Source organism: Agrobacterium sp. 5Ca39, assembly GCF_055382365.1.
Genome location: NZ_AP026436.1, coordinates 2,313,172 through 2,325,224, shown reverse-complemented (window position 1 = coordinate 2,325,224; position 12,053 = coordinate 2,313,172). Strand labels below are relative to the sequence as shown.

Here is a 12,053-nt window from a genome sequence, read left to right as displayed (position 1 = left end):
CAATCGAAGGCGCCGGGAGGAATCCCGGCGTCTTTCCGTTTCAAGTCGCTTGTTTTGTGATTGTCGCTCACCCCTTCGTGACTTTCTATTGAAGGGCGTTAGACGTTATTTTCCGGTTTGCATCCCGGCGGGATTGATCGCATCAATTCGTCTGGATCTCTTCCGGACAAAGGTTTTTGTAATGCCGCTGAAATTCCCCCTGTCGATATGTCTTCTCGGCACGTTGCTCGTCACCTCCGCGCAGGCGCAGGAGGCGGTGAAGGGCGTCGTCGAATTGTTCACATCGCAGGGATGTGCATCCTGCCCCCCGGCGGATGAGGCCCTGCGCAAGATGATCCAGAAGGGCGACGTCGTCGGTCTCTCCTATCATGTCGATTATTGGAACTATCTCGGCTGGACGGATTCGCTCGCATCCAAGGAAAATACCGAACGGCAATACGGTTACATGCGTGCACTCGGCCGCAACGGGGTCTACACGCCGCAGGCCATTCTGAACGGCCGTGACCACGTCAAGGGCGCGGATGTGCGCGGGATCTATGACAGGCTCGACTCGTTCAAGCGTGAGGGCAAGGGATTGAACGTGCCCGTCTCGTCAAAATTTGCGGGTGATGAGGTGGAGATCGATATCGGTGCCGGCAGCGGCAAGGCCGATGTCGTCGTCGCATATTTCACCCGGGAGCAGACCGTGGATGTGCAGAAGGGTGAAAACCAGGGAAAAAAAATGTCCTACTGGCACAGCGTTTATGACGTGCAGACGGTCGGCATGTGGGACGGTTCGCCGATGACGGTAAAGCTGCCGGCGAGCGTGGTCGCCAAGGTAAAAAAGGGCGGCTGCGCCGTGCTGTTGCAGACGGCGAATGCAAGCGGTGATCCCGCGGCGATTGTCGGTGCAAGTATTTTATTGGGGAACGAAACGCCATAATCGCCGATCTGGCGATTGAAGATCCGGTCCGGGCACTGGGGGCTGGGGGTAAAGGGTCAATGCACCGGACCGGGTCATCTTGGTGCCTAGGCATCAATTGACAATGCGACTATTCCACCCAATTCAGGCCATGGTTTGACCGAAATACGGCAGGCGCCCGTAAAATGGGTGCCTAAATGGTTACCGTTTTTACCCTGCTCTTGCGCGGGACGGTTTGTCGGTGATGTTGGGGCAGATGCTCGTTGTCGCATTGTTTTTCTGCCTGCAGAGCTTTCGAAGCCGAGAAACCCCATCTGGATCCTGTGAGCGCCGTAAGTCGACAACACTTGCAATTTCGAGCCGCCAAGCTCACATTGATCTGATGATTTGGGTGGAATCGGAGGTACTGGATGACCGATCAACCGGATGTGCAGCAGGCTCAAACCGCTTCACGCGACAGCTCCACCGTTATCGATCTCCGTGAATACAAGAAGAACAAGGATCCATTGCCGGTGACCTTTCACCGCCGCGAGCTGGATGCGATTTTGCGCATTTATGGCCGCATGGTGGGAGAAGGGGAGTGGCGGGATTACGCCATCGATCATCTGAAGGAAAAAGCGGTGTTTTCCGTCTTTAAACGGTCGGGAGAAATGCCGCTCTATAGGATCGAAAAGAACCCCAGGCTGGCGGCGAAGCAGGGAGCCTACAGCGTCGTGAATGTGGATGGCCGCATTCTGAAGCGCGGCCACGAGCTGCCGCAAGTCCTCAAGGTTTTCGACAAGGTTTTGAAACTTATCGAATGAGCTCCAATAACGTCAGTCTCCTGCCTTAACGGACGATCAGGCGCATTGAGCGAAATGAGGTAATAAAAAAGGCGACCCTGAGGTCGCCTTTCTTTTTCCGTAGGACCCAATCCCTTAGTCGTCGCGGTTCCCGAGGAACTGAAGGAGGAAGGTGAAGAGGTTGATGAAGTCGAGATAGAGCGTCAGCGCACCCATGATGGCCTTGCGGCCAGCGACGGCAACATCGTCGGCATCGAAATACATTTCCTTGATCTTCTGGGTGTCGTAGGCGGTCAGGCCTGCGAAGATCAGCACGCCAATCGCGGAAATCGCGAACTGCAGCGCGGAGGATGCAAGGAAGATGTTGACGATCGAAGCGATGATCAGACCGAACAGGCCCATGATCAAGAACGAACCCATGCCAGACAGGTCTTTCTTGGTCGTGTAACCGTAAAGCGAGAGCGCACCGAACGAAGCCGCGGTCACGAAGAAGGTCTGCACGATGCTCTGGCCGGTATAGACCAGGAAGATCGAGGAGAGCGAAACACCCATCAGCGCGGCGTAAACCCAGAAGGTCGTCTGCGCAGCGGAAACGCTCATGTTCTGGATGCGGAAGCTAAGGAAGAAGACCAGTGCCAGCGGAGCGAGCATCACGACCCAACGAAGCGGCGACGCGAAAAGCAGCTGCTGGACAGCCGGATTGGAAGCGGCGAGCGTATAAGTGCCGAACGCGGCAACGCCGGTGATGACCAGAGCCAGCGCCATAAGGTTGTAAACCTTGAGCATATAGGCGCGAAGACCTTCGTCGATCAGCGCACCAGACTGTGCACGCGTCTGCGCCATGCGGTTCTGGTAGTTATTAAAGTCAGCCATTGTTTCCTCTTTTGAGCTCCGTAATTGCTACGGTGTCGGGATACCTCCCGGGCGCCGCTGCGGAGCTTCAGCAAGCCTGCTCAAGAATATGATGGCAGAACGTGTTCGATACAAGGCCTTTTCCCGCCGAAAAGACACCGTATGCGCGAAAAGCGCTCACGTTTTGGCGATCATTACAAAGAATTAATCGTTAAAGTTAAGCGGCGCACAACCGATGATCATTCACCGGCCTGTCTGAGAACAGGCGCTGCCTTCTGCCCGAGAATCCGCCAGGTGCCGATGAGGCCGATGCCCACAGTCATCACAAGGGCGACGACAAGGGTTCCGATTGCCACATCCGGCAGGAAGCTGGAGGGTAGCTTCATGATGCGGGCGATCACGAACCATGCCGAGACACCGCCGGCGAAAAGCGCGAAGACGGCGGTGGCGAGACCGAGGATCATGTATTCATAGGAGAAGGCGCGTATGAGCAGGCTTCGCGTGCCGCCCAGCGTTTTCAGGATGACGGCGTCATGCGTACGGGCGCGATTGCCGGCCGCAAGCGCGCCGGCGAGAACCAGGACGGACGCAATGAGCGCAACGGCTGCGGCGGCGCGGATCGCGGTCGCGAGCTGTCCGACAAGCCGGTTGACGACGTCGAGCGCATCCTTCACGCGGACGCTGGTGATCGTGGGATAAGTATTGGTGACGGCGCGCAATATGCGGCCTTCGTCGGCCGCAGTTGCGGAAGGATCGGCAAGTGTTGCCAGCCAGGCATGGGGCGCGCCGCGGAAAGTATTGGGCGAAAACACCATGACGAAGTTGATCGACAGGGATTCCCATTCGACATTGCGCAGATTGGCGATCTTCGCCGTAATGCTGCGGCCAAGCACGTTGACGGTAACGCTGTCGCCAATCTTCAGGCCCAGATCACCCGCCTCTTTCGCTGCGAAGGAGACCAGTGGTTCGCCGCTATAATCCGGTGCCCACCAGGCGCCTTCCGTCAGCTTGGCATTTTCAGGAATGTTTTCGGAATAGGTGATGCCGCGGTCACCACGCAGCACCCATCGCCCGGACGAGGGTACGTCCATTTTCGTCACGTCTTCTCCGTTGAGAGCGAGGATGCGGCCGCGCAGCATCGGCACTTCCGTCAGGGTGCCATGCGGCGCTTCCTGTTTGAGAAGATCGCGGAAGCCTTGCACTTCGCTGCCCTGAATATCGACGAAGAAGAAATTCGGCGCCTTCTCCGGCAGGCTGTCCGTTAGTTCGCGGCGCAGGTTGCCGTCGATCAGCGTCAGCGTCACGAGGAGGGTCAGGCCGAGGCCGAGAGAAAGAACCACCGAGGGGGTGAGTGCGCCCGGTCGGTAAATATTGCCGATCGCCAGTCTCAGCGCAGCCGAATGAACGCGCGGACTGCGCTTGGCTATGGCCTTTACGCCGGAGGCAACCAGCCGCAGCACTACGAAGGCAAAGGCAATGGCCGCGAGGAAGACCGAGGCTATGAAACGGTCTTCCGCCGACAAGACAGCAAGGGCCGCAAGCGCCGCCAGAAGCACACCGGTCGCGGTCAGATAAGGCCAGGATGGCCAGCTTCCCTCCTCGAAACCCTGTTCGCGGAAGAGCGCCGTAGCCGGCACCTCGCGTGCCTGACCGAGTGGTACGATGGCGAAGGCGAGTGTCGTCAGGAGGCCGAACAGGGCGGCGAGACCGAGCGCGCCGGGATAGAAGGCAAGTTCTTCCGGCACTGGCAGCACGCCCTCCAGAAACCGCATGGCGATGAGTGGCGCAACGGCACCGACCATAAGCCCGATGACAATGCCGACGGCCGCAATGAAGGCGATCTGGAAGAGATAGGTCATGGTGACCACGGAGGCTGGCGCACCCAGGCATTTCAGCGAGGCGATGGTGGTGCGCTTGGAATCCAGAAATGCGCGAACGGCATTGGCGACGCCGACACCGCCGACGATCAGGGCAGTGAGGCCAACCAGCGTCAGAAACTGCGAGAACCTGTTGACGTTTTCGGTGAGCGACGGGGCAGCCCGGTCGCTGGTGCGGATCGACCAGCCGGCATCGGGAAACGCCTTGTTGGCTGCATCGGTCATTGCCGCCCGTGCTGCAGGGTCGTTCAGCTTGATCTTGTAGGCGTGTTCGACGAGACTGCCCGTCTGGACGAGACCAGAGGCGAAAAGGGCGTCGCGGCTGACCATCAGTCGAGGAGCAAAACCGAAACCATCAGATAGGGCATCCGGCTCATCGATCACGGTGCCGTTCAGTTTCAACGTCACATTACCAAGCAGAATCTCATCGCCGACCTTGATTCCGAGCCGCTCCAGCAGAAGCGGCGCGGCAATCGCGCCATAGGTGTCGCCATTTCCGGCCAGAAGCTCGCTCAGCGGCCGGTTCGGCTCGGCCACGAACGTTCCATAGAGCGGGTAGGAGCCGTCAATGGCCTTTACTTCCGTCAGGGTCTGTTCTGAGCCATTGGCGAGGCGCGCCATGGAGCGTAGACCGGTGGAAACCGCGACGGTGCCGAGACTATCGAGGTAAGCGCGCTCTTCTGTCGTCACTTCCCTGTTGCGCAGCTCAAAACGCACATCGCCTGCCAGTATGGACTGCCCCTCCGTGGCGATGGCGCTGGTGACCGCGCGCGAGACGGAATTGACGGCGGCGATGGCGCCGGTTCCAAGCGCGATGCAGGCGAGGAAGATGTAAAAGCCCCGCAGGCCGCCGCGAATTTCGCGCCGCGCGAGCCTTGCTGCGTTTCTGACATTTGCAAAAGACGGAAGAAAGATTCCGGTCATGCGGATACCGCCCGAGCCATCTGTGAGCGGGCGCTGTCGCCCTCGATTTCGCCGGAGCGAACCTTGATCTGCCGTGAGCATCGGGCCGCCAGCGAGGGATCATGGGTAACGAGGATCATCGTCATGCCGCGCTCGGCCTGTTTGGCAAACAGAAGATCGGCGATCTGTTTGCCCGTGTCGGTATCGAGGTTGCCGGTCGGTTCATCGGCTATCAATACGGCTGGCGACGGGGCGAGTGCGCGGGCGATGGCCACACGCTGCTGCTCGCCGCCGGAGAGCTGGCCGGGATAATGATTGAGGCGCTCGCCGAGACCGACAGCGACCAGTTCACGCTCGGCGATTTCGAACGGGTTCGGAACGTTTGCCAATTCCAGCGGCACTGCGACATTTTCCAGTGCGGTCATGTTGGCGATGAGGTGGAAGGACTGAAAAACGATGCCAATGTTGCGGCCGCGGAAATCCGCGAGCGCGTCCTCACCGAGCTCGTGCAGCGGCGTATCCGCAATGATGATTTCGCCGCTGTCGAGCCTCTCGAGCCCGGCAAGCACCATCAGAAGTGTCGACTTTCCCGATCCGGAGGGGCCGACGATGCCAACCGCCTCGCTCTCTCTGATTGAGAGATCGATGTTCTTGAGAACGTGGACGGAGGCGGCGGCACTGCCGAGCGTGAGGTCGGCTTTCTTCAGCTCTATGATGCTTTTCGTCACAATTCTCGTTCCTATATAGGGTGATGAAAACGGTCTGGCGGTCGATGCGGTCGGTTATTTCAGGCAATGGGAACCAAGTTAGGAAAGCCGTGATGAGATTTAAAGCTGCCCTGTTTCACTTCATCGTCATTTTCGCCACCGCCCTTTCCGCCACTGCTGGCTTCGCCCAGGAGCGGACATTGCAGCTGGTTGGCCTCGGCGACAGCCTGATGGCGGGTTATCAGCTTCCCCCGACTGACAGCTATACCGCACAGCTTGAAGCTGCATTAAAGGCCAGGGGGATCAATGTCGCCATCGCCAACGCAGGTGTGTCCGGTGACACTTCCTCAGGCGGTCTGGCGCGGGCGGAATGGTCTGTTCCCGATGGCACTGACGGCGTCATTCTGGAACTGGGCGCCAACGACGCTCTGCGTGGAATTCCGCCGGAACAGACCGAAAAGAACCTCGACACCATCATTTCCGGTTTTCAGAAGCGCAACATAGCCGTGCTGCTGGTCGGTATTATGGCGCCGCCAAACATGGGGGATGATTATGCAAAGCGCTTCAATCCGATATTCCCGAAGCTTGCGGAAAAATACAACCTGCCGCTTTATCCCTTCTTTCTGGATGGCGTGGTGACGGATGATGCGCTGAAGCTGGACGACAAGATGCACCCCAATACCAAGGGGGTGGCAGTGATGGTCGAAAAATCTTTGCCGGCTGTTGAAAGCTTCATCAAGACAATCGGTGCGCAAAAAAAATAAGCACTTGCGCCCGTCTGCATTGCGTGATTCGCTATGCTTGTTCTGCCAAGAGATTCGGGGAGCTCGCCATGCCGAGACTGTTTACCGCCCTCGAAATTCCGCGCAATGCGGCGATGAGCCTCTCATTGTTGCGCGGTGGTCTGCCGGGAGCCCGGTGGATCGATGTGGAGAATTATCACATAACCCTGCGTTTTATCGGTGACATCGACGGTCGTACCGCCGATGAGGTCGTCGACAGGCTGGACCGGATAGACCGGCCGGAATTCCAGCTCAACCTCACCGGAATGGGCTCCTTCGGCTCCAAGAAGCCGCATTCCATCTGGGCTGGCGTTTCTCCCTCGCCCGAAATGCATGCGCTGCAGGCGGAAATCGAGAGAATCTGCCAAAGGATCGGTCTCCCGCCCGATCCGCGCAAGTTCATGCCCCACGTCACGCTGGCGCGGTTGCGCTCCTCCCGCGTGGACGATGTGGTGCAGTATCTTTCCGGACGCGGCAACTTCCGCACCTCACCCTTTACGGTCGGGCGCTTTGTGCTGATGTCGTCGAAGGAATCGGTGGGTGGCGGGCCCTATATCGTCGAAGAGGTGTTTCCGCTTCACGAGGCGCGGTCCAGCTCGATCTTTTCGAGCAGCGATCTGCATCCCGCCAAAAGCATGTTGTAAACTGTGAGGAATCCGTCCTCGGCCCCGTAGTAGGGATCGGGGACGTTCTCGCGATGCCCGGCGGCATATTCCATGAAAAGATGGATTTTGTGGCGGTGCCTTTCGGAGCTCAATCGCAGCAGGTTCGCCAGATTGTTTTCGTCCATGGCGAATACCAGATCGAAGGTCTCGAAATCCGCCGCAGTGACCTGTCTCGCCCGTTGAAGTGAAATATCGATACCGTGCCGGCGCGCCATGGCGATGGATCGCGGATCGGGCGCGTCACCCCTGTGCCATCCGCCGGTGCCGGCGGAATCGACGGTAAGCTGATGAAGCGCTGCGCTGTCGGCAAGGTTCCTCAAAATCCCTTCGGCCTACGGTGAGCGGCAGATATTGCCCATGCAGACGAAGAGAATAGCTGTATGTTTCATGGAATATGCGTCGATCCGGTCGTTAAAGAGTTAATGGGTTTTAAAGCGGAGGCAAATTCATGAAATATCCCAGACTCGAGCCCGATGCCATCCGGCAGGCCCTGCAGAAACTGGAGGGTTGGTCCCTGCGCGAAGACGGGGCGGCGATCGTCCGTTCCTTCAAGTTTTCCAGCTTTGCGGAAGCCTTCGGTTTCATGGCTGAATCCGCACTCGTCGCAGAGCGGCTCAACCATCATCCCGAATGGTCCAACGTCTATTCGCGGGTCAAGGTATGCCTCACGACCCATGATTCACAGGGTGTGACGGAGCGCGATTTTCTTCTGGCCGAGGCCATGCAGAAGGCCGCTGCCGGCCGAGGCAATTGAACGCTCCACCTTAAATCCCATATAATAGCCGTGACCGGAGGACCGTCGATCATGGATGATGTGAAAATCGGTGAAATTCTTCTGCCGGGTGAAACCGATAGGCAGCGTGAGCGCGAAGAGGTTGTTCGGACCAGGTTCTGGCCGAAGCTGAAACGTGTCATGTCGAAAGTGCCGTTTGCCCGCGATGCGGCCGCGGCCTATTACTGCGCGATCGATCGCGACACGCCGCTGCGCGCCAAGGGTATCATCCTCGCTGCGCTGGCTTATTTCATCATGCCTTTTGATGCCGTGCCGGACATGCTGGCCGTCGTCGGTTTTACTGATGACATAGCCGTGATTACCGCAGCGCTCGCGATGATCCGCGCCAATATCAAGATGGAACATTACGACGCGGCGGACGCCATGTTGAAGCGGCAGCAGGAAGCCGGGTAACGCCTCTGTGATCTGCCCGTTCGGGCGCGCCCGACGGGCGACAAATTCTTGCCTGAATTTATGTGTCATACACACGGAGGAAGGGTGTTGCATGCCCTTCTCTTCAGGGCGTCGGGAGTCGCCAATCTGTAACACTGCAAGACGTTTCCGGCATTTTATGCATGTTGTTGACGGTTTGGTAACCGCTTCCCGACCACAATGAGAAAAGACGATCCGCACCTGAACGTGGCCGATCCAGACTCTGGGCTCGCCGATGCTTCGGGCCAATGGAAGACAATAACCCGGCAGGAAATTCTATGTTTGTAAGAAGTGTAGCAACCGCAGCGGCCATTTTGCTGACCAGCGTCGGCGTAGCATCTGCACAGTCGCCCACGCGCATCCAGCAGTTCAATGCTTGGGGTGCCTATTCGTACAAATCGGGCAACAGCACCGTCTGCTACGTTCTTTCCATTCCCACCGCCAAGGAACCGGCGAGCGTCGACCACGGCGATATATTCTTCATCGTCTCCCAGCGCCCGGGCCAGAACATCTCCTACGAGCCGCAGGCCATGGTAGGTTATCCGCTGAAGCAGGGTTCGAAGGTCAATGTGACGATCGACAACAAGAATTTCGTCATGTTCACCAAGGACAAGGCCGCCTGGGTTGAAAACGCTGCGGAAGAACCGGCTCTCGTGGCTGCCATGAAGGGCGGCAAGTCCATGACCGTCAAGGCAGTTTCCGGCCGTGGCACCGCGACCTCCTATTCCTATTCGCTGTCGGGTATTTCGGCTGCTCTCAAGCAGATCGAGAGCTGCAAGTAACGCTGACCCTTCATCGCGTTTGGCAATGGCCGGTCCTCGACCGGCCATTTGCGTTTTTGCCAGTTTGATGCTAAAGGCGCGGCAATATTGACAGGCGGATGCGCGAAAAGTGCTCCGCCTTTGATTTTCTCGACATGCAGACGATTTTCCGCCTTCCCGACAGGCCGGTCGTGCGACGCATGGAACGATGGGATAACGTGATGTCCGTAATGCAAGCTCCTGCCGGTCTGGCAGTCAAAACCCCGCTGATCGCCAATAGCGATCTCATGTCCGGCAAGCCGTCGCTGATCGGCATGACCCGTGAGGAGATGGGTGAGGCGCTCGCGGAAATCGGTGTGCCGCAAAAGCAGGTGAAGATGCGCGTCAGCCAGTTGTGGAACTGGCTTTATGTGCGCGGCGTCTCCGATTTCGACAATATGACCAATGTCGCCAAGGAGCTTCGCGAGAAGCTGAAGGCGGCCTTCACCATCGCTCGACCTGAAATCGTCGAGGAGCAGATCTCCAATGACGGCACCCGCAAATGGCTGATGCGTTTTCCGCCGCGGGGCGCTGGTCGTCCCGTCGAGATCGAAACGGTTTATATTCCGGAAGAAGGGCGCGGCACGCTGTGCATTTCGAGCCAGGTGGGCTGTTCGCTGACCTGTTCTTTCTGTCACACCGGCACGCAGCGTCTGGTGCGCAACCTGACGGCCGAGGAAATCCTCTCGCAGCTGTTGCTGGCGCGTGATCGGCTCGGTGATTTCCCCGATGGTTCGACGCCGGTTGGCGCTTATGTGCCGAGCGAAGGCCGCAAGGTCTCCAACATCGTGATGATGGGCATGGGCGAGCCGCTCTACAATTTCGAGCATGTTAAGACCGCGCTTCTGATCGCCACCGATGGCGATGGCCTGTCGCTTTCCAAGCGCCGCGTTACACTCTCCACCTCGGGTGTGGTGCCGGAAATCTTCCGCACCGGCGATGAGATCGGCGTCATGCTGGCGATTTCGCTGCATGCGGTGCGTGATGAGTTGCGCGACATGCTGGTGCCCATCAACAAGAAATATCCGCTGAAGGAACTGATCGAAGCCTGCCGCAGATATCCGGGCCTCTCCAACGCCCGGCGCATCACCTTCGAATATGTGATGCTCAAGGACGTCAATGACAGCCTGGAAGACGCCAAGATGCTGGTGCAGCTTCTGAAGGGGGTTCCAGCCAAGATCAACCTCATTCCGTTCAACCCGTGGCCGGGCACGAATTACCAGTGCTCGGACTGGGCGCAGATCGAGAAGTTCGCCGATTTCATCAATCAGGCAGGTTATGCCTCGCCGATCCGCACGCCGCGCGGCCGCGATATCCTAGCGGCCTGTGGCCAGCTGAAGTCGGAATCCGAGCGCATGCGCAAGACCGAAAGGCTGGCTTTCGAGGCGATGATGATCGCCAACCACGGCGCAGACGACTGAATAAGCCGGTTTTGCCTCATAAAGCTGGTTTTCCGGCGGTTCTCCGATTGATTTCGGCCTGTCTTGTTCCTAAGAAGACGAAAACAGGGAACCAACAGGAGGATATCCATGCGCGCATTCATTCTGGCTCTCGCCGCTGCGAGCGCCATCGTTCTGCCGGCGAAGGCTGAAACCGTCACCGTTGCCGTGACCGCCATCGTCGAACATCCGGCACTCGATGCCGCCCGCGATGGCGTGAAGGCTGCCCTTGCCGAAGCGGGCTACAAGGAAGGTGAGAACCTCAAGTTCCTTTACGAATCCGCGCAGGGCAATCCCGGCACCGCAGCACAGATCGCGCGCCAGTTCGTTGGCGAGGCACCTGCTGTCATCGTGCCGATTTCCACGCCGTCTGCCCAGGCCGTCGTTGCCGCCACGCGCGACATTCCGGTCGTTTTCACGGCGGTTTCCGATCCGGTCGGCGCGCAGCTCGTCAAGGATATGCAGAAGCCGGGCCGTAACGTCACCGGCCTTTCCGACATGTTGCCGGTCGGCGAACATCTGGCGCTCATCAAGGAAATCTCGCCGAACGCCAAGTCCATCGGCTTCATCTACAATTCGGCCGAGGCAAACTCCGTTTCGACACTCGCTCTCTTGAAGACCGAGGCCGAGAAGGCGGGTCTCAAGGTCGTTGAATCTGTCGCCACCAAGTCGGCTGAGGTGCAGGGTGCGACCCGTGCGCTGGTCGGCAAGGCCGACGTGATCTACGTTCCGACTGACAACACCATCGTTTCGGCTTTCGAGGCTGCTGCCGGTGTTGCGTCTGAAGCCAAGATCCCGCTTTATGCCGCCGATACGGATTCCGTTGCTCGCGGTGCGGTTGCTGCCCTCGGCTTCAACTATTTCGACGTTGGCAAGCAGACCGGTGCCGTCGTTGTCCGCATCCTCAAGGGTGAAAAGCCGGGCGATATTCCGGCAACCGTTGCTGTTGGCACCGATCTCGTGATCAACAAGAAGGCCGCTGAAAAAGCAGGCGTCACCTTCCCCGAAAGCGTTACGAAGCGCGCCACCAAGGTCATCGACTGAACCGAAACCTGACTGAATAACGGGCGGCGGCAAACTCGCCGCCCGTTTTACGTGGCACGAGACGGTGCCCGTATCCGCCCGATGGCGGCAATAACAA

Annotated in this window: 13 protein-coding genes; 9 read left to right on the top strand and 4 right to left on the bottom strand. The window is 58.5% G+C overall.

Going from position 1 to position 12,053, the window contains the following annotated elements; all coding sequences use genetic code 11:
- Positions 1–181: 181 nt before the first annotated feature.
- Positions 182–922: a DUF1223 domain-containing protein gene (locus ACZ47E_RS11490; protein WP_072495153.1), complete on the top strand. Its 741-nt coding sequence runs from the start codon at positions 182–184 to the stop codon at positions 920–922.
- 389 nt (positions 923–1,311) lie between these two features.
- Positions 1,312–1,704 carry a DUF2794 domain-containing protein gene (locus tag ACZ47E_RS11485; protein WP_004443903.1) on the top strand — a complete coding sequence of 131 codons (393 nt, stop codon included), beginning with the start codon at positions 1,312–1,314 and terminating at the stop codon, positions 1,702–1,704.
- 114 nt (positions 1,705–1,818) lie between these two features.
- Here the strand turns inward: ACZ47E_RS11485 and ACZ47E_RS11480 are convergent, their stop codons facing one another.
- From ACZ47E_RS11480 to ACZ47E_RS11470, 3 genes are all read right to left on the bottom strand, one after another.
- Positions 1,819–2,556: a Bax inhibitor-1/YccA family protein gene (locus ACZ47E_RS11480; RefSeq protein ID WP_006698258.1), complete on the bottom strand. Its 738-nt coding sequence runs from the start codon at positions 2,554–2,556 to the stop codon at positions 1,819–1,821.
- Positions 2,557–2,774: 218 nt separating this feature from the next.
- A complete protein-coding gene (locus tag ACZ47E_RS11475) occupies positions 2,775–5,336 on the bottom strand; it encodes an ABC transporter permease (RefSeq protein WP_278067058.1) in 2,562 nt (853 codons plus the stop codon).
- A complete protein-coding gene (locus ACZ47E_RS11470) occupies positions 5,333–6,043 on the bottom strand; it encodes an ABC transporter ATP-binding protein (RefSeq protein WP_006698256.1) in 711 nt (236 codons plus the stop codon). Before ACZ47E_RS11470 ends, ACZ47E_RS11475 begins: the two co-directional genes overlap by 4 nt.
- A 92-nt stretch (positions 6,044–6,135) precedes the next feature.
- On the opposite strand from ACZ47E_RS11470, the gene ACZ47E_RS11465 reads away from it, so the two are divergent.
- Entirely contained in the window at positions 6,136–6,786 is a 651-nt protein-coding gene (locus ACZ47E_RS11465; protein WP_037090185.1) for an arylesterase, read from the top strand.
- 68 nt (positions 6,787–6,854) lie between these two features.
- Positions 6,855–7,448: an RNA 2',3'-cyclic phosphodiesterase gene (gene thpR / locus ACZ47E_RS11460; protein ID WP_004443895.1), complete on the top strand. Its 594-nt coding sequence runs from the start codon at positions 6,855–6,857 to the stop codon at positions 7,446–7,448.
- Here the strand turns inward: thpR and ACZ47E_RS11455 are convergent.
- Positions 7,382–7,792, bottom strand: coding sequence for a low molecular weight protein-tyrosine-phosphatase (locus ACZ47E_RS11455; RefSeq protein ID WP_278067480.1), 411 nt, complete (start codon positions 7,790–7,792; stop codon positions 7,382–7,384). The two genes, thpR and ACZ47E_RS11455, sit on opposite strands and share 67 nt — an antisense overlap.
- A gap of 125 nt (positions 7,793–7,917) precedes the next feature.
- Between ACZ47E_RS11455 and ACZ47E_RS11450 the strand changes: the two genes are divergently transcribed.
- The 5 genes from ACZ47E_RS11450 to ACZ47E_RS11430 all read left to right on the top strand — a co-directional run bounded on the left by ACZ47E_RS11450 (position 7,918) and on the right by ACZ47E_RS11430 (position 11,956).
- Positions 7,918–8,223: a 4a-hydroxytetrahydrobiopterin dehydratase gene (locus ACZ47E_RS11450; protein WP_004443891.1), complete on the top strand. Its 306-nt coding sequence runs from the start codon at positions 7,918–7,920 to the stop codon at positions 8,221–8,223.
- A 51-nt stretch (positions 8,224–8,274) separates the two neighbouring features.
- Positions 8,275–8,655 (top strand): YkvA family protein, encoded by a 381-nt coding sequence (locus tag ACZ47E_RS11445; RefSeq protein WP_004443888.1) that lies wholly within the window; start codon positions 8,275–8,277, stop codon positions 8,653–8,655.
- Between the two features lie 296 nt (positions 8,656–8,951).
- Positions 8,952–9,455 carry an invasion associated locus B family protein gene (locus ACZ47E_RS11440; protein ID WP_003523183.1) on the top strand — a complete coding sequence of 168 codons (504 nt, stop codon included), beginning with the start codon at positions 8,952–8,954 and terminating at the stop codon, positions 9,453–9,455.
- A gap of 266 nt (positions 9,456–9,721) precedes the next feature.
- Positions 9,722–10,894, top strand: a complete 1,173-nt coding sequence (gene rlmN, locus ACZ47E_RS11435) for a dual-specificity RNA methyltransferase RlmN (RefSeq protein ID WP_077987047.1) — start codon at positions 9,722–9,724, stop codon at positions 10,892–10,894.
- Between the two features lie 108 nt (positions 10,895–11,002).
- Positions 11,003–11,956 carry an ABC transporter substrate-binding protein gene (locus ACZ47E_RS11430; protein WP_004443882.1) on the top strand — a complete coding sequence of 318 codons (954 nt, stop codon included), beginning with the start codon at positions 11,003–11,005 and terminating at the stop codon, positions 11,954–11,956.
- The last annotated feature ends 97 nt before the right edge of the window (positions 11,957–12,053 follow it).

Bases quoted from the DNA above. Each gene is read 5' to 3' on its own strand.
- ACZ47E_RS11490 (WP_072495153.1), top strand. From the start codon at position 182: ATGCCGCTGAAATTCCCCCTGTCGATATGTCTTCTCGGCACGTTGCTC.
- ACZ47E_RS11485 (WP_004443903.1), top strand. From the start codon at position 1,312: ATGACCGATCAACCGGATGTGCAGCAGGCTCAAACCGCTTCACGCGAC.
- ACZ47E_RS11480 (WP_006698258.1), bottom strand. From the start codon at position 2,556: ATGGCTGACTTTAATAACTACCAGAACCGCATGGCGCAGACGCGTGCA.
- ACZ47E_RS11475 (WP_278067058.1), bottom strand. From the start codon at position 5,336: ATGACCGGAATCTTTCTTCCGTCTTTTGCAAATGTCAGAAACGCAGCA.
- ACZ47E_RS11465 (WP_037090185.1), top strand. From the start codon at position 6,136: ATGAGATTTAAAGCTGCCCTGTTTCACTTCATCGTCATTTTCGCCACC.
- thpR (WP_004443895.1), top strand. From the start codon at position 6,855: ATGCCGAGACTGTTTACCGCCCTCGAAATTCCGCGCAATGCGGCGATG.
- ACZ47E_RS11450 (WP_004443891.1), top strand. From the start codon at position 7,918: ATGAAATATCCCAGACTCGAGCCCGATGCCATCCGGCAGGCCCTGCAG.
- ACZ47E_RS11445 (WP_004443888.1), top strand. From the start codon at position 8,275: ATGGATGATGTGAAAATCGGTGAAATTCTTCTGCCGGGTGAAACCGAT.
- ACZ47E_RS11440 (WP_003523183.1), top strand. From the start codon at position 8,952: ATGTTTGTAAGAAGTGTAGCAACCGCAGCGGCCATTTTGCTGACCAGC.
- rlmN (WP_077987047.1), top strand. From the start codon at position 9,722: ATGTCCGGCAAGCCGTCGCTGATCGGCATGACCCGTGAGGAGATGGGT.
- ACZ47E_RS11430 (WP_004443882.1), top strand. From the start codon at position 11,003: ATGCGCGCATTCATTCTGGCTCTCGCCGCTGCGAGCGCCATCGTTCTG.